Origin of the sequence: Bifidobacterium sp. B4081 (assembly GCF_026537335.1) — a bacterium.
In the GTDB taxonomy this organism is placed as follows: domain Bacteria; phylum Actinomycetota; class Actinomycetes; order Actinomycetales; family Bifidobacteriaceae; genus Bombiscardovia.
The window spans coordinates 120,063-137,344 of sequence record NZ_JAFNMM010000004.1 but is presented as its reverse complement, the minus strand read 5'-3'; the positions used below and the strand labels follow the sequence as shown (position 1 = coordinate 137,344).

At 52.3% G+C, this 17,282-nt stretch carries 13 protein-coding genes and 1 pseudogene; 9 read left to right on the top strand and 5 right to left on the bottom strand.

Annotated features, from left to right (window positions below; genetic code table 11):
- Positions 1 to 198 precede the first annotated feature (198 nt).
- From J3T92_RS07875 to dnaA, 4 genes are all read right to left on the bottom strand, one after another.
- Positions 199 to 696 (bottom strand): DUF721 domain-containing protein, encoded by a 498-nt coding sequence (locus J3T92_RS07875; RefSeq protein WP_267400908.1) that lies wholly within the window; start codon positions 694 to 696, stop codon positions 199 to 201.
- Positions 693 to 1,955 carry a DNA replication/repair protein RecF gene (recF, locus tag J3T92_RS07870; RefSeq protein WP_267400905.1) on the bottom strand — a complete coding sequence of 421 codons (1,263 nt, stop codon included), beginning with the start codon at positions 1,953 to 1,955 and terminating at the stop codon, positions 693 to 695. Before recF ends, J3T92_RS07875 begins: the two co-directional genes overlap by 4 nt.
- Positions 1,956 to 1,984: 29 nt before the next feature.
- Complete coding sequence (gene dnaN, locus J3T92_RS07865; RefSeq protein ID WP_220236566.1) at positions 1,985 to 3,109, bottom strand: DNA polymerase III subunit beta; 1,125 nt, start codon at positions 3,107 to 3,109, stop codon at positions 1,985 to 1,987.
- A 413-nt stretch (positions 3,110 to 3,522) separates the two neighbouring features.
- The gene (dnaA, locus tag J3T92_RS07860) at positions 3,523 to 5,265 is read right to left on the bottom strand and encodes a chromosomal replication initiator protein DnaA (RefSeq protein WP_220236565.1); all 1,743 of its coding nucleotides are present in this window, start codon (positions 5,263 to 5,265) and stop codon (positions 3,523 to 3,525) included.
- A gap of 331 nt (positions 5,266 to 5,596) precedes the next feature.
- On the opposite strand from dnaA, the gene rpmH reads away from it, so the two are divergent.
- From rpmH to J3T92_RS07820, 8 genes and pseudogenes are all read left to right on the top strand, one after another.
- A complete protein-coding gene (gene rpmH / locus J3T92_RS07855; protein WP_015022700.1) occupies positions 5,597 to 5,731 on the top strand; it encodes a 50S ribosomal protein L34 in 135 nt (44 codons plus the stop codon).
- Between the two features lie 25 nt (positions 5,732 to 5,756).
- Positions 5,757 to 6,149: pseudogene (rnpA, locus tag J3T92_RS07850) on the top strand (ribonuclease P protein component); the annotation flags it as partial.
- Positions 6,150 to 6,256: 107 nt separating this feature from the next.
- Positions 6,257 to 6,568 (top strand): membrane protein insertion efficiency factor YidD, encoded by a 312-nt coding sequence (gene yidD / locus J3T92_RS07845; protein ID WP_267400899.1) that lies wholly within the window; start codon positions 6,257 to 6,259, stop codon positions 6,566 to 6,568.
- 2 nt (positions 6,569 to 6,570) lie between these two features.
- Entirely contained in the window at positions 6,571 to 7,593 is a 1,023-nt protein-coding gene (gene yidC / locus J3T92_RS07840; protein WP_024627111.1) for a membrane protein insertase YidC, read from the top strand.
- Positions 7,594 to 7,770: 177 nt separating this feature from the next.
- Positions 7,771 to 8,412: a protein jag gene (locus J3T92_RS07835; protein WP_267400898.1), complete on the top strand. Its 642-nt coding sequence runs from the start codon at positions 7,771 to 7,773 to the stop codon at positions 8,410 to 8,412.
- A gap of 441 nt (positions 8,413 to 8,853) precedes the next feature.
- Positions 8,854 to 9,735: a 16S rRNA (guanine(527)-N(7))-methyltransferase RsmG gene (locus J3T92_RS07830; RefSeq protein WP_267400897.1), complete on the top strand. Its 882-nt coding sequence runs from the start codon at positions 8,854 to 8,856 to the stop codon at positions 9,733 to 9,735.
- A gap of 2,012 nt (positions 9,736 to 11,747) precedes the next feature.
- A complete protein-coding gene (locus tag J3T92_RS07825) occupies positions 11,748 to 12,695 on the top strand; it encodes a ParA family protein (RefSeq protein ID WP_029676100.1) in 948 nt (315 codons plus the stop codon).
- 4 nt (positions 12,696 to 12,699) lie between these two features.
- On the top strand, positions 12,700 to 14,295 hold the full coding sequence (locus J3T92_RS07820; RefSeq protein WP_267400896.1) for a ParB/RepB/Spo0J family partition protein: 1,596 nt from the start codon (positions 12,700 to 12,702) through the stop codon (positions 14,293 to 14,295).
- Between the two features lie 765 nt (positions 14,296 to 15,060).
- Here the strand turns inward: J3T92_RS07820 and trxB are convergent.
- Entirely contained in the window at positions 15,061 to 16,005 is a 945-nt protein-coding gene (gene trxB, locus J3T92_RS07815) for a thioredoxin-disulfide reductase (RefSeq protein ID WP_024627106.1), read from the bottom strand.
- Between the two features lie 109 nt (positions 16,006 to 16,114).
- Here trxB and J3T92_RS07810 point away from each other — a divergent pair, with 109 nt between their 5' ends.
- Positions 16,115 to 16,447 carry a hypothetical protein gene (locus tag J3T92_RS07810; RefSeq protein WP_267400895.1) on the top strand — a complete coding sequence of 111 codons (333 nt, stop codon included), beginning with the start codon at positions 16,115 to 16,117 and terminating at the stop codon, positions 16,445 to 16,447.
- The last annotated feature ends 835 nt before the right edge of the window (positions 16,448 to 17,282 follow it).

Below are 17,282 nucleotides of genomic sequence, written 5' to 3'. Positions count from 1 at the left end.
TGCACCCCTATCGTCGGCCACTGACAACAAAGCAGCTTCCGTTCGTGGTCGAACAGGGGATCAAGTCATGGTCACCAGGTTCCAAATCGTCCATAAAGGGGCCTTGGAAGCGTTTGACCCTATAACCTATAGATTACCAGCTCTAGGGGACTTTAGGCTTACAGAAAGCTGGGAAGACGGTATTCGTAGATTATGGGTTCATCCATAGGTGTCGCGCACGCCTCGGCCAGGTGGATCGAACCGCGAACGGCGGAAACTGTAGTTGTGGGGGCCGGTCACCCGGATCTGCTTTACCGGCATGCCCAGACGCTTGACAATGGTCGCCTTGAGCTGGGGGACCAAGTAGGCCAGCTGGGTGGCCCAGACCGTGGTCTGCGCCTGGATGATCAGCACGCCCTCCCGGTAGGAGACCACTCTCGAATGGGCGGCGATACCGGGTCCCACCACACTGTCCCACTGGTTGCGCAGCCGGGCCACCTTCAGATGGCTGGTCCACCCGCTTCCGGCAGCCAGACTGGTAACCACGCCTCCCAGTTTGGCTGGGTCGCGGCCTGGCTTGCCGAATGCATACCAAGCCTTACGTGAGTCATCCTCTCGCTGCCGACGAGTGGCCGCCCGTCTCGTGCAGCCTTCGAAGACCAGGGCTGGCAATCGACGCTGGTCCAGGTGCAGGGTCTCGACCATGGGTGCCTTCATGACAGGTCGTTCCCCTCCGGCCCATCCGGCATATCCGAGCCGCCATCGGCCGTTCCCCTGGTTCGCCGCAGATCCTGCATGGCACTGGCGATGGCCGGATCCTGAGCGGCCGGATCGGATGGCTGCAAGGGCCTCAACCTGGACACATCCACCAACCTGGCGCCCTGCAGGGAGGGAATATCGCTGTCGGCGGCCACGGTGATGAGCACCTGGTCCTGCTGGCGGGCAAAGTCGAGAATCTGATCCCTGCGGCCCCGATCCAACTGGGCAAAGACATCATCCAGAATGACGATGGGCTCCAAGGAGCGACGATCCTTGACCACCTGCAGCAGAGCCAGTCTCAGAGCCAGGGCCAGGGTCCACATCTCACCGTTGGAGGCAAACTCCCGGGCAGGCATGCCGTTGAGAGTGAAGGCCAGATCATCGCGCTGGGGACCGATCAGATTGGTGCCCCGGGCCACTTCTCCCGGGTATATCCGCTGAAAGTGACGACTGACAGCCTCGGCAACCTCGGGACCGGTCTGCCTATCGGGTCCGATCTCCTCCAGGGAAGGGCGGTAGGTCAATCGAGCGTCCTGACCAGGTCCTGCCAGCCGACCATACAAATCGGTGAAGGGCTGGTCCAGGACCTCTACCAGAGCCGCTCGTCGCCGGCTCAGATCCAGCCCGGTGCGAATAAACTGCCCAGTCCAGATCTCAAGGCCGGACAGAGCGGCATCGCGCCCATCACCTGAGGCGTCATGGCCCGCCTGAGAGAGCTGCTTGAGCAGTGCAGCGCGCTGCCTGGCCACATGGCGAAAATCCTGCCGAACTTGGAAGTAGTCGGCATCAAGCTGGCTGCCGGCCTGGTCCAGCACGGCCCGCCTGGCTGCCGGCTCTCCTGAGACCATCAGCTGGTCCTCGGGGCTGAAAGTCACGCAGGGCACCTGGCCTACCAAATCACGCTGATAGAGGGACGGCCCACCGTTGATTCTTCCACGGTTGGATCCCTTGGCGGCAATGGTCAGCTCATAGTCGGTGGCGGTCCCGTCCTGCTTCACCCTGGCCCTGATGGTGGCCTTGGACTGTCCACGCTCTACCAGGGGCAGGGAAGATGAAGTCCTATGGCTGCCGCCGGCGGACAGGACCTCGATGGCCTCGACCAGGTTGGTCTTGCCCAGGCCGTTCCGTCCTTCGAGAATGGTCACCCCGGGCTCCAAATCGAGGACGCAATGCTCCCAGGAACGGAAGTGATCCAGAACCAGACGGGAGATGTGCATGGCGATTGTTCCTCGAACCTGCCCAGGTGTCAGTTGTTGAAGCGCATGGGCACAAGCAGGTAACGGTAGTCCATGGACTCTTCGGAATCCTGCTCCTGCTGGCCGTTGAACTCTACAGCCTTGACTGCCGAAGTCATCTTGATGCGGACAAAAGGCTCAGCAATGGCGCCCAACCCGTCGATCAGGTAGTTGGGATTGAAAGCCACTGTGATGTCCTCACCGTCCAGATCCGCCTGCAGAACTTCATGGGCCTGCGCTTCGTCAGCCGTGCCTGCGCTCAGGGTCACCTCGTTGCCGGAGAAAACCATACGGATTGGGGCATTGCGCTCGGCTACTAGGGCCACACGCTTGATGGCGTCGATCAGATCCTGCCGGGCGATGACAGCTTGGATGGGGTACTCGTCTGAAAAGAGACGATCTACTGCAGGGAATTCCCCGTCGATCAGCTGGGTAGTGGATATTTTGCCAGCGTTTTCCACGCCCATGATGGTGGGGTTGTCGGCTTCATAATCCATGGTCACGTTCTGGTGCTCGTCCAGGGAACGGGCGATGTCCCGCAGCAAAGAGCCGCGGATAAGCATGGAGGTGGAGAAGTTGGCATCGCGAGGAGTCCAAGTGAAGCTCGAACGGGAGAGCCTGAAACGGTCGGTGGCGGTCATGACCACCTTGTCCCCAGTGATCTCGGTTTTGACGCTGGTCAGCACCGGACGGCTCTCTTCCCGGGAAACAGCGACGATGGACTGGGAGATGGACTGAATGAAGGTCTCAGCATCCACCTGGCCCATGGGCTCAGGAACGGCAGGGAGGTCGGGGTATTCGCTGTCAGGCATCAGTTGCAGAGAAAAAGTGGATTTGCCCGAGGTAATGGTCATCTTGGATCCCTCGGTTGACAGGTAGGTCTTCTCTGATGGCAGGGATTTTGTGATGTCAGCCAGCAGTTTACCCAGTACCAAGGCTGTTCCGGATTCGTCGATGCCTGCCTCGATGTGGTTCCTCGCCGAAACCTCGTAATCGAAAGCAGAGAGCTTCAATGTTCCGTCAGAGGCTTCCATCCTGATGCCTGCCAGGATCGGCGAAGCCGGCCGGGAGGGGATGATGCGGGTGGTCCATGCCACTGCATCCGAGAGTGCGGATGAATTCACTTCTACTTTCATGGGAGCCTTCTTGTCGATGAATGAACTGGATTCATTCTATCGAATAGGTCGGGTGATGTGGTTGGAGTGAGAGGTGTGCTTGAGTATGAAGGTGACTATTGCATAAATATACATTGAGTCATCGTAATAAGCTTGGTGGATGGTGTGGATAAGTTCTCAGATCCTTGCAATGCAGTGGATAGGCATCACCTGAGTGTTGTGGATAAGTAGTGTAATCGGTGTGATTAAAAAGCCAATTTATCCACAAGTCTGGAGTTCTGCTTAGTTATCCACAAAAACATGTGATTTGTTCGCGGGAGATGCACCAGTTATCCCCGGAAAATCAGTGGGTTATTCCCAAGGTTTGCCCACATTCGGGGATAAGTAGGTGGATATCTTTTTCTGCCGATCCACAGTGGTGTCTGCGTGTCGTATCATTCCTGAGGCTGTTTGAGCCGGACGGTCAGCTCCATGACGTAGTTGTAAATCTCTCGTTTTTCCTGCATCTCATTGGAGATACGTGTATAGGCGTGCATGACTGTGGTGTGGTCGCGGCCGCCGAAGACCTCGCCGATATCCACCAAGGACATGCTGGTCATCTCCCGCGCCAGATACATGGCTATCTGTCGGGCTAGGGCGATGTTCTTGGTGCGCGTGCGGCCGACAATATCGTCAAAGGTCAGATGGAAGTATTTGGCCACCTGGGAGATGATGTCAGTGGGCTTGATCTCCACATCCGTAGAGAAGAAGTCTTGCAGAGTCTGTTCGGCCAGGGCTGTGGTGACCGGCTGATTGTTAAGGCTGGCCACGGCGGTGACACGGGTCAGGGCCCCCTCAAGCTCTCGGATGTTCTCGGTGAAGCGTTCCGCGATCAGATCCAGAACCTCGTTGGGAATGCTGACCCCGTTCATGGAGGCCATCATTCTGAGGATGGCCACCCGGGTCTCCCGGTCCGGAGGTTTGACATCCACAGTCAGACCCGAATCGAAACGCGAGATCAGTCGTGATTCGAAGCCTTTCAGATTCTTGGGGGCCACGTCCGAGGCGATGACGATGCGCTTGTTGGCGTCATGTAAGGCATTAAAGGTGTGGAAGAACTGGTCCAGGGTGGCTTCCTTGCCCCCCAGAAACTGGATATCATCGATAAGAAGCACATCCACCTGCCGATAGCGGCGGTTGAATTCCGCGATCTGGCCCGACCCTTGGGTGGAGTTTTGCAAGGCGTCGATGAATTCATTGGTGAATTCCTCCGAGTTGACGTATCGGACCTTGAGCGAAGGATCCTTGACCAGGGCATAGTTGCCAATGGCGTTGAGCAGGTGGGTCTTGCCCAGGCCTGAGCTGCCGTAGATACATAAAGGATTGAAATCCTGGCCTGACCCTTCGGCCACGGCCAAGGCTACGGTTCGCGCAAAGCGGTTGGAGTCGCCTGGGACGAAGGTATCAAAGGTGGCATTCTTGTTCAGGTGGGTCTGCGGGTCGCGCTCCACTCGGTTCTGGCTCATGGGGAAGCGGGGCACGGTGAAGGCGGGTCGGGATGCGGTCCTCTCTGCCTCGCTCTGCTGGTCGGCATCAGCGCCTGCCGTTGACCTCACAGCGGGGGAGGGCTCGGACAGTTCGGCCTGCATATCCAGGGTCATAGGCACATAGGTGCCCTCGTGGAAGTCATTGACGGAAACAATCGGGGACTTGGAGGTTCCAGCGTTCTCGGTCCGCCAGTCCGAGTGGGTCTCTGAGCCGGGCGATCGGTCGATGCCGGCCTGACGCTGGTAGTCGCTATAGGGATCCTGAGCAGGACCGGGAACCTGACGGAACTCGCCGCTGCCCGGGACAGAGCCAGCCATGGCGGACGCGCGTTGGTCATTCTGTTGATCGGCAGCTTTCTGCTTGGCCATTTGCTCTGGGTAGACGATTTTGATGGCCGGGAACATTTCCTGGTTGGTGACCAGCTGCAATGCATTGAGGAGCGGCTGGCTGAGCGGTCCCTGCACAGCCTCCTGAGTGGCCTTGGAGGAGACCCTGAGAACGATGGTGGTGCCGAAAACCGCCTCGGGGGTGATGTCCTCCAGCCAGCCCTTGTCTCTGGAGGTCAATGAGCTGCTGTAGCGGAGCACCTGCAGGACCGAATCCCAGATTCTCTTGGCCTGGGCAGCGGCATCCAGCGGATCCTGCGCCATCAGTGTGCTCCTCTCTTCTCGACGACGAATTTCCCGGTCTTCCTGCTTCTCTCAGAGTAGACAGTAGCTCATTGTTACACCGACTTTGCGCGGTTATCCACAGGATAGCGTGTTGTATCTACGATGAATGTGAATAACAGTGATGTAATTTGTGGATAAGTAAGGAGGCCTATTCTCCTGCTATGACAGGGTTTGCACAGGGTATGGAGCGGTCCTCACCAGCTGGATGCCGGAAGCCTGTTTGACTCCGTCTCGGCTCATGTGTACCGTGATATAGCTTGACTCATAACGAGCCGTACTCGAGTATGTCTACACACGGGAGCAACGAATTATGAAGAGGACATTCCAGCCCAACAATCGCCGTCGTCACATGAAGCACGGATTCCGCGCTCGTATGCGCACCCGCTCCGGTCGTGCCCTGATCAACCGGCGCCGGGCCAAGGGCCGTCGGACCCTCTCTGCCTGAGTCGGATCCAATCCCTTTTCAGAAGGTGGAACGGCTGAGAAGCCACCGGGAGTTCACGGCGGTGCTCAGGCGACGCCATCGGGTCAGCAGCAGGGATCTGGTCATACATTATTCGATACCTGGATCTGACCGAACAGCGACCTTGCTGCCGGTGACATCGGCTGAGCGCGAAGGGCGGCATGACATCCTGCCTGCAGGCAGACGCCGCATGGGGCTCGCTGTATCCAAAAATGTGGGCAAGGCCGTGACTAGGAATAAGGTCAAACGCAGATTCAGGCAACTTGCCGGATCTAAGGAGGACCTGCTGCCATCCTCCTGTGATCTGGTCATGCGCGCCAAACCCAGCGCTGCCACAGCCACATACAAGCAGCTGGAGGAACAAGTCGACAGGCTTTTCCGTGACCTCATGCGCAAGACCGGGAAGACTGCCGGCGGCCTCGATGCACAGGGACAGTCAGAGCTGCAGCTTGCCGGGTCCAAGCGTCAACCCGTTCAACATGTGGAAGCCAGTGAAGGGTGCAGGGCATGAGTGGCCTGGCCTCCCGGGCTCTGCAGGGTGCAGTCCGCTGGTATCAGCGCCACATCTCACCCCTTTCGCCGCCGAGCTGTCGTTACTACCCGACCTGCTCCCAGTATGCTTTGACCGCTCTGAAGCGGTTCGGGGCCTTGCGTGGAACTATCCTGGCCGTTCTGCGGCTATTGCGTTGCACGCCATTCAACAACGGCGGAATCGATGACGTGCCCCAAAGATTTTCCATCTTCTATCGGTTCTCGTGGTCCACGGCCCATGAGGAGGCCCGGCTGACCCCCATGGCCCCAGACAAGGAGACGGCCTGATAATGTTCCAGAACAACGACACCTTCACTTTCGATACGGGCATATACGGCTTCTTCTACAAGATCCTGTATCCCATCGAGTGGCTCATGACCTACATCATGACCTACTGTCACAAGTTCCTGACCCTGATCGGGTTCCACAAGGGTCCCGGCGTGGCTTGGGCGCTTTCGGTAGTGATGCTGGTGCTGGTCGTCAATCTGTGCGTGCTGCCGCTCTTCATCAAGCAGTTGCGATCCATGCAAAAGATGCAGGCCCTGCAGCCCAAGCTGATGAAGATCCAGAACAAGTACCGCAATAAGAAGGATCCGGCGAGCCGAGAGGCCATGAGCCGGGAGACCATGAAGGTCTACCAGGATAACCATGCCAACCCCATGGGATCCTGTCTGCCCGCACTGGTCCAGGGCCCGGTCTTCATGACCATGTTCTATGTGCTATCCGCTGTGCCCTTCATCGCCCGGGGCAAGCGGGCACCTCTGGGAGCCTTCAACAGACAGGTGGCGCGAGAATTCGAAGAGACCACCTTCTTTGGGCTGCGGATTTCGGACAACTTTATGTCTGCCCAAGGTGCGGGCCGCATAGTCATTGTGGTCTTCATCGTGCTCATGTGCCTGGCCATGTTCTACTCGCAGTTCCATAATGTTCGGCGGAACATGCCCAGGTCGGCCATGCAGGGACAGCAGTACAAGATGCAGCAGATGATGGCCTTCATCTTCCCGGTCATGTACATCTTCTCGGGTATCTACTTCCCCTTCGCCGTGCTGATTTACTGGCTGACCAACAACCTCTGGAATCTGGGCCGAACCCTCTTCCAGGTCCGCCATATGCCAACGCCTGGATCGCCTGCCGCGGAGAGCAAGGAGGAGCGGGATCACCGCCATGAGAATGCCCGCCGCAAGCGCCAGGGGCTGCCCTCCTTGGAGGAGGAGCAGTTGATGGAGGCCAAGCGGCTGGAAGAGGAAGCCCGCAACAACAAGAACGTCTCCCACCAGCGTTCTCAGCCTCATCGCAAACGCCGCGGCCGTTGATGCGACCATTGGCAGTGGTGGCCGGCGTGGTGACCTGGCTTTCGGTCGGGCGAATACTGGAGTAGTCTGCAATCATCACGTCCGTGTATCCTCAATACTGGACACTCGATTGGTGACCAGGAATCCAGTGGGCCTGAGGTTATGAATCGGATGTAAACGCGTGTAAGGAGAGCATAGATGTCTCAGTCTCTGGACCAGGGAAAGACCATCGAGCAACTCAATGAGGAGGCGGATGTCGCCGCCGACTATCTGGAGGGGTTGCTGGACATCGTCGATTACGAGGGCGATATCGAGATGGGGGTGCGCAACCACCGTCCGACCGTGCAGATTGTGGCTGACGACGATACGGATATCAAGCATCTAATCGGCAAGGATGGCGAGGTAGTCGACGCTCTTCAACAGCTGACGCGGCTGGCTGTGCAGCAGAAAATAGGGGAGCGCTCCCATCTGATCGTGGATGTGGACGGCTTTCTGCGGCGCAAGCGTGAGCATCTTCGCGAGCAGGCCCTGGATGTGATCGATGAGGTTCGTGAGACCGGCGATCCCGTCAATATGAAACCTATGAACTCATTCGAGCGCAAGATCGTCCATGACATGGTTCGCGAGGAGAGGCTGAAGTCACGCTCCCACGGTGAGGAGCCTCACCGGTACGTCACCGTCTACCTGAAGGCCAAGAACGAAGACGAGGACCTGCCTGACGAAGTTGAGGACGAGCCAGTCGGGTATGACGTCCCGCGGGACGCGGATGACGCTGATCAGGTCGAGGATTCGGCTGACTACAGGGCTGATGACGATCCTGCTGACGCGGACAGGGAGTGACAGTAGAGCCAAGTAGAGCTATGCTCCGATGAAGTATTTGTGATGTCGGCCTTTTTGGATTGCTCCATTGTTTGGTGCGGCCATACTGTGTAAGTCCGTTTTGTTATCGGTCTGTGTAGCGCTATTCGGCAGGTATGTTGTCTTGTCTGGCTCATGATGGTGCTTAGTTTGCCATGCTGCTTAATTCGGAATGCTCTTGGTTCGTGATCCTCTATAAGAGGCTTCCTTCTATGCTGTTTCCGTTAGGATATTGATGTGTGCCTTTGACGCTCTTTTGTGGTTGAAAACCATACGTTGGTAAATGGGCTGGCTTCGGAGTCCAGAGGTTCTCGATTCTGACAGGGTGAGATGCCGCTTGATACGAGATACAAGACAGTATGACGCTGTCAAGGTCTGTGGCTGTGATTAATTGTGTGCCGAATGCAGATGTGAGGAGTTGAAATGGCTGTTGTGGATGATGAGTTGAACAATAGTCCCCTTTTGAGGCGGGTTCTCGGCGATGCTTTAGTACCCATGCAGCGTTTTCACGACAAGCTCCTACGTGAGGGCGTGGAGAGAGGAATCATTGGCCCCCGCGATGAAGACATTATTTGGGAGCGGCATATACTCAATTCAGCTGCCATTGTGCCTTTTGTGCGTGAACGATTGACTACTGATGGTCAGACAGCGACAGTGGCAGATATAGGTTCCGGTGGGGGCTTCCCTGGTATTGTACTGGCTGCGTGTCTTCCGCAGTGCACTGTGGTACTTGTCGAGCCAATGGAGCGGCGTGTGCTCTGGTTGCAGGAAGTCATTGATGAGTTGCAACTGGTTAATGTGTCAGTGCTTCGCAAACGTGCAGAGGATCTGGCTCCGCAATCCTCTCATGCATCAAATCGGCACAACAAAAAAGGTTCACATAGCCACCGTCATGGTCGTCGCCGAAGCGAGGAAGTGTCTAGTTCCGTTTCTGGCCACGGTTCTTCGACTTTGGTCACCACCAGGAATGGTGACAGTCAGCAAGTTGCGAATGGGACCGAATCCTCGGCTGTGATGGGCGGAGCAAGTCCGGCAAATATGGATTTCGCGCCTTCAGTTCCTCAGAATTTTGATGCCGTGACCTGTCGGGCTGTAGCACCTATGACCAAGCTCGCTGGGTGGACTCTACCTCTCTTGAGGTCAGGAGGTCAGCTTATTGCTCTTAAAGGTCGTTCGGCGCAAAATGAGCTTGATAAAGCTGCTAAAGAGATAAAAAAATATCATGGAGCGAATCCACGGGTTCGTCAAGCCCCTGTTGCACCCGGTCTTGAGGACACTCACGTGGTTCTTGTGGACAAAAGCTAAAGCACGATATTGATAGGACACAATTTAATGACTTCGTTGTCAGCGTCTTTGCACAACAGCGAGATAAGACTCTGCTAAATTAGAGAATAAATTATCAATCTCTAAACAGAGCCTTGTCGAAAATGACCAGAAATGACTGATTCTGTCTACTAGATCGAACCTGCATTTGCCGGACTGCAACTAAAGTGTCTGCCACCTAATCGGAAGGGATGACATGCTCAGTTAAGGAGAGTACAAAGTATGTTTGAAATCCTATATGACTTTTTTAAGAATGGTTTGCAGTCCGAGGCTTTTAACGACTTTGATCCTCCAGTATCTAATCTGTCCGCAGAGCAAAGCCATCATAAGTCACATATGAGTATAATATTTGAAATAGTAAAGCTGTTTCATTTGAGATCAAACACATCGCCCCGTCTCTTCCGACTGCTTTGCTATAAGGCTTATTTCATACTGGTTTTGTCTTTCAAACATTGTTGTGCCGATTGTGTAGGGTTATAGCTTAGAACGGGATATACCGCCAACTTTAGGATGCTTGATTAGCCAACTCTGGTGATGCCGTCCTTTGATACTCAGTGACCTAGCAATTTACCTGTTTCATGTGCTAATTCGTCTTATTTACGCCCGCCCTGCTGTTTCTATTTACAGGTTCCCATTGCATAAGTGCAGTTTGGTTTGTCTAACCTGTGTGTTGATCTGCGTTGTATCTTCATTAATACTCATAGAGCGCTGTCGATCTTTGCAAATGTATATGCGAGTGCTTGATTAATCGGTTAATACAACCAGAAGCAATTTCTAAATCGGTTTCAACGCTGACTATGCCTTTTTGATGTCGGGTATGGAGGGATAGCTGAATTTAGCACAAGAGGCCATCCACAGTTTCTAGTGCGTGCACTAAAGATAGTTTCACGTGAAACATTGCGTAATCAACATCTGTTTTAGTGTGTGGCATGTTGCGCACTTCGCCACTTATAGTGTTACAGATTCACCCATTCACAAAGAGCTGAGGGTATGTTATATACGAGTAAGTCCACACAAGACGGCTATATCCTGCAGCATCTTGTATCTGACATTATTCTGCCTTGCTACTCTGAGTGGATGACTCCTAACTAGAGATCAGATGCAATGTTTCACGTGAAACCATTGACATGGAATTCAATAATCTTGATCACGGGTATTTGAGTATAAATGAAAGGGAATCACGATATCCTCTATATTTTGATTAGAAATGGCCCTTGAACTTTATTTTAGCTATTTTCTTTCAACCATATTCTCATGAAGTATAGTGGAACACCTATCAGTATACTGATGCCGGTTGCTTAACAATGAAACAGATTAAATTCATAATTTTGCGACTAGTGCTGTCCGCTAAATACGTGGTAGTCCTTGCTTGCGTATAAACCACCTTAGAATATAGAGTGGGCAGAACTGAGACACCGAACTGTGTAAGCTAACAAGCAAAAATGAGATGGAACTTCCTGAACAATTGAGCTGTTTCACGTGAAACACTATCCTGCAGTACAGTTGTATAAGAATTTGTCTATGAGTTTAATTAGACATTTGTAGCAGTGTTATTAAGACTTCTCAGTAGGTGGACTAATCATTGATAATAACTATGAATAGTGCTTCGTGCTGATGAGGCGTAGTTAATTTATTGATACGCGGTTTTTTAAAGTTATGCACAATTGAGACCTGACAAATGAATTATCCACATTATGCTTGGTGAGTCATGATGTGGTGCAGGAAGAGGCAGAATTGCCAATAATCACAAGGCAAAGCTAATAATTTAAGGGGAGGGTCGGTGACAGATCCGTTATTGGGCCTATCCACACTTATCCACAGTTATGAACAGTGACTGTGTGTAACTAGCGATTGGTTCTGACATGTCCAACTAGGACGGGAAAATTGATTTGTTATCAAAAGGAGGATGGTTCGTGACCGCATCGAAGAAGGTGAAACCCGTTTCGAGAAATACCTCGGATATCGGTGAGCAAGGTACGCCGAACGCATCAGGTATGGAGTCGGCAACGGATATTCTGAATCGAATATTCGCTGACGGGACAGGTTCGGTGTCAGGTGCGGAAATGGCAGATCTTTCTGCACGCTATCAGGCTTTACGCCAGGCTGAATTCCCTCATCCTTCAAAAACTCGCTTCATTGCCGTTGCAAATCAAAAGGGTGGGGTAGGGAAGACCACAACTACAGTTAATTTGGCATGCGCCTTTGCTGAATTCAATCAGCGTGTGTTGGTCATCGATATGGATCCACAAGGCAACGCTTCTACTGCATTGGGAGTAGCTCATGAGTCCGGGACTCCATCAACGTATGATGTACTTGAAGGCCGTCTTGGGATTGACGACGTTAAGGTAGTTTCCCCTGAATTCCCCAATCTTGAGGTTGTCCCATCTTCCATTGACTTAAGTGGAGCTGAGCTGGAAGTTGCGGATATGCCCAACCGCAATCAGCTAATGAAAAAAGCAGTTGCTGACTATCTTAAAGTCTGCCATCAGCATTATGACTATGTTCTCGTTGATTGCCCACCTAGTCTCGGATTGCTAGTTCTGAACGCCATGTGTTCAGTCAATGAGGTATTGATCCCAGTACAAGCTGAATACTATGCGCTTGAAGGACTGCAACAGCTACTGCATACCATAGGGCTTGTTCAGCAAAGCTATAATCCTTACCTTGTAATCTCGACAATGTTGTTGACGATGTACGATAGGCGAACACTGTTAAGCAAAGAAGTGTTTGATCAGGTCAAGGAACATTATCCAGAGATAGTGCTTAATACGACCATTCCGCGTTCAGTCAAAATCTCTGAAGCTCCCAGCTTCCGGCAAAGCGTTGTCACCTACGACCCTAAAGGAGCCGGTGCTATTGCTTATGAGGAGGCAGCGTTAGAAATCGCCCAGAGATCGAACCAGGTACTGGAACATATTGCCAATAGAAGACAGGGGGAGTGAGGACATGACAAGCCGTTCACGGTTAGGCAAGGGCTTGGGGGCTCTATTCCCCGCTTTGCCAGGTGAAGATGATGAAAACAATGCTGACAATAATAGTCGGCGACAAGATAACAAAGTACCAAATTCAAGCAATAAGCAGCCGATTTTTCAAGGTTTGGGTGCGGAATCAAATGGACAAAAGCGCCTAGAGAAGGACGACACAACAAAAGGCAAGGCAAAATCAGAAAGAAGTACTCAGCATTCGGATCGTGCTGGCTCAGAGCTAGCGGATTCAGCAAAGTCCTCTAAGAGTGGTCGTAAACGTACCAACGCAGGACAAAAGCGAGTCAGTATTTCCAAGTCAATCGCCGACGATGTTTCACGTGAAACATTAACGTCGAAGAGGACCACCAAGCGTCGGTCTGTTCCCTCCATCAGCAGCTTGGAACACCCTAGTGATTTATTCTTTGGCCCTACGACGACGAATGTTTCACGTGAAACATCGTCGATGATGAAATCGAGTGATGCTGTCGACGATAGGACAAAAGAGGCTCGGCAAAGCGTTAACCGTGCAGTTCCTGTTGGCAATGATACTGAGCTAAATAAGGCAGAAGGCAATACCCAAGAGAAGCTGGAACCCGTCCAAGGCGGGTACTTGGCTGAAGTGCGTGTGGACGATATTAGGCCCAACGCACAGCAACCGAGGCAGATCTTCGATGAAGATGAACTGTTGGAGCTGTCCCGCTCCATCAAGGAAGTTGGTGTATTGCAGCCGATAGTGGTGCGAAGATCGACTCTTGCAGACTATCCAAGAACAACTGGAGATAAAACAACCTCAGTTGTCAGCGCAGGCAGTAAATCAAAAGTTGTTGACGCTAAGACCGGTGCAGAGCGATCGGGACAGCTTTTAAACCAGAGAGACGTGAATCTGCGGCAAACAACTCATTATGAAATCATAATGGGTGAGCGTCGTTGGCGTGCTACTAGGTTGGCTGGCCTAGATACCATACCTGCAATTGTTAAAACGACGAGCGATGACACCATGTTGCGTGATGCCTTGCTCGAGAATCTCCATAGAGTAGCTCTTAATCCTCTGGAAGAAGCAGCAGCTTATCAGCAAATGATCGATGAGTTCGGCTTGACTCAGGACGGTCTGTCTAAGTCAATTTCCAAGTCCAGACCTCAGATCACCAACACACTTCGCTTGTTGAAGTTACCCCCCAGTGTTCAGAAAAAAGTCAGCTCAGGTGTGTTGTCAGCTGGACATGCCCGCGCCTTGCTTACTTTACCGGATGAAAAGTCCATGACTGCTTTGGCAGACAAGATCATCGCTGAGGGATTGTCAGTAAGATCTACCGAGGAACTTGTCGCCTTGCAGACCGGACAGGCGAAGAAGAAGGCAAAAAAGCCTAGAGTAAACGCCTGGGCCGATAGTCCTGTACGCCAGGACCTGGAAAGTCACTTTGATACGAAGGTGGCTATTAAGGGGACTAAAAAGCACGGGAAAATAGAAATCGTATTTTCTTCGCCAGAAGATATGGACCGTATTGTTGGCATTCTCTTGGAGAAGGATCAATCCCCAAATAATGGCAATCGTTCGGGCGATAAAGGCTGGGTTTGATCCTATTCTCAGAATGCGACTGCAGGGGTTGCTTAACCAAACCCTGCCGATAAGGCGAGCGATTGCTTCATAGCTCAAACAGGTCCCGTATGAGCTGATGAGCAATCGCTGCATTTGTCTTAAGATCAGAATGATTAAACCATCATTAGTAAGTGCCAGTCACTGTCCAGATATATCTGTGCTGAAAGGCTGTGCGCAATATACCTATGTTGGCAGACTGTTCGGTTCTGAATAACTGCTAACTGATCAGCCAAGTCGTGTTGTCGGTTAACTACATCCGGTCCGATCGGTATCTCAACTGGTTAGCTGTCATGGGTGGATGAGTGCGCCCAAGTGTGGGGCATGTGGTGAGTCGTTGACTAAGCTGGCTATTTAGTTGGGCGTACTGGAGTGGTTGCTTATGTCTGTGCTGTGTGTCGGCTAAGAGGTAAGTCTCCGCTTAGATGTGGTTCTAGATGAAGCAAGGTTCCTTTCCTGGCAGGGAAGTAGCATACCTAAGCTAGCAAGGTCTGTAGGATTTTCGACGCGGCGTTGGGGGGAGGGCTGGGTTCTGTAATGTCTCCTTAGCAGAGAGTAGTTATATCAGCAGGAGACGATAGAAAAAGCTGTAGGGTCAGTGATGTTTCTGTTGAGCGGGCTATTTCGTCGTAACCAATAGACAATTAAGTGCAACTAAATAAGCTGCTGAAATAGTCGATAAACGAAGTGCCTGGCAATCTTAAACTGCCAGGCACGTAAATTCTTGTTTGCAGGGCGTATCAGGTCTTAGCGGTTATCCAAACTCGTAAGATACTCTTGGGCATCCAAGGCTGCACGGCAACCCATGCCAGCAGCAGAAATGGCCTGACGATAGACTTTGTCGGTTACGTCACCAGCGGCAAAGACTCCGGGTGTGGAGGTCTTGGTTGAACCGCCCTTGACCAGGATATAGCCGTCCTGATCCAGGTCGACTTGTCCATTAAAGAAAGCAGTCTGGGGGGTGAATCCGATGGCAACGAAAACTCCATTTGCTGGAATATTTGACTGCTGGCCAGTTGCTGTGTTGCGCACATCCAAAGAGGTTACACCGCTACCGTCACCGTTGATCTGCGTAACGACCGAATCGAGAAGGAAGTTGATCTTGTCATTGGCCTTGGCTCGGTCCACCATGATTTTTGAAGCGCGGAAGCCTTGGCGACGGTGAATCAAGGTGACAGAAGAACCGAAACGGGTCAGAAAGTCTGCGTCACTCATGGCAGAGTCGCCGCCGCCAACGACCACAATCGGCTTATTCTTGAAGAAAAATCCGTCACATGTGGCGCAGTAGGAAACACCTCGCCCAGAAAACTCGCGCTCTCCAGGAATCTCCAATTTTCGATATTGCGAACCAGTGGTGATAACGACTGCTCGAGTTTGGTATTCTTCACCGCCATCGGTAGTGATCCGTTTGATATCTCCACTCAAGTCAACTGAGACGACATCGTCGTACTCGATCTGAGCACCAAAATGTTCGGCCTGCTCGCGCATCTGATCCATCAGATCCGGACCCAATACCGCTTTTGGGAATCCAGGGAAATTCTCTACCTCTGTCGTGTTCATAAGCTGACCGCCGGGCGTTAGGGCACCAGCAATCACAAGTGGAGCATATCCGGCTCTGCCAAGATAAATGGCGGCTGTGTAACCTGCTGGTCCGGACCCAATAACAATGGCATCATGAACAGTTTGCTTCATAACGCTACTGTATCCATGCAGGATGACCGGGTCACACGCGGTGGGCGAAAAGGGCGCTACTTATCTCACAGTAGGTCTGTTTCTGACAGAAGCAAGTTATTCTTAAACTATGGAGAAAACCGTGATAGTGGCCATCGTAACCAATCTTGGGACGATTCTGGTGCTGATCTGGTTTATGCTCCGAGTTGATCGGTTACTGCGGGAGCATCCTAGTCATCAAACAGACGATAAGAGTGAGGATGACAGCTGGCATAGCTGGCGTTTTTGGAATCCTCCAAGCTCTGATGACAATGAAGACGAGTTGGACGCAGAAAACCTTGTCGCTGATGATGACATGTCATTTAGGTCTACCGACCGGTATGCATCCTCAACTCAGGAAGAACTTGGTGAAAGTTCCTCGCGCGGATCGAACAAGAGCGAGGAAAGCAGCAGAGATGAGTAAGACATATTGAGCAAGGCCGAGGACTGCCCAATTGTAGTAGGGTGCGGTTTTAATCGCTTGTTTGATCTTATGAAGTATGGCCTTTGAACAAGGATGGATCCCCTTGGATATATTAATCCACTGATTTGCAGGGTATCTATGGGCATTTATCTATGAGCCCTAGAGTGCGTGGGGGGAGCAAACCGCGTCAGCAAGATGGCTTAATAAATGAAATCTGATCGGAAGATGTGTTCTCAGCGATGAGGATAGACAAATAGGGGCAAATGAACCGGGAAAACTATGCCGGTGACCGAATGATAATTTGCAGGTGAAGACTCAACCCTCGCTCGAAGTTCTTGCTGGCATAGTTGGAATGGATCGATTCTCGACGCTATAAAAGCAGCAAAACCTACATGCAATTACGCGTACTTTGATAGAAAAACTTGGTATAACATCTTCAGCAAAATCAGGCAGCATCCGTAGTGATTGCAATCCTGCAAGGGTCGTCTTCTTTTTCAGTCGACCATTTCTTTATTCGACTCGCACTTTTAAGGTGCAGGATTCGCTGTCGGTCATAGGCCGTTATACCGTTTGAGGCTCTCACTGGAGTTCGTGCAGTAAGTTGATCACCCCAGAATGTTTCACGTGAAACATTGGATACCGACCGCGATTGCATTCAAGGGTGTGAACGAATATCGCGGTTTCCTGTGAGTTGAGTCTCGGAGGACGACCAGTCATTGTAGTATCGGCAATCCATTGGTCTGCGTCGATTTTGCAAATCGGTTTGGTTGACAATATAAAACCGTGATCTGACTGAACATGCCCTTCGATCAATATCGGCTTTGGCTGAGTAGCA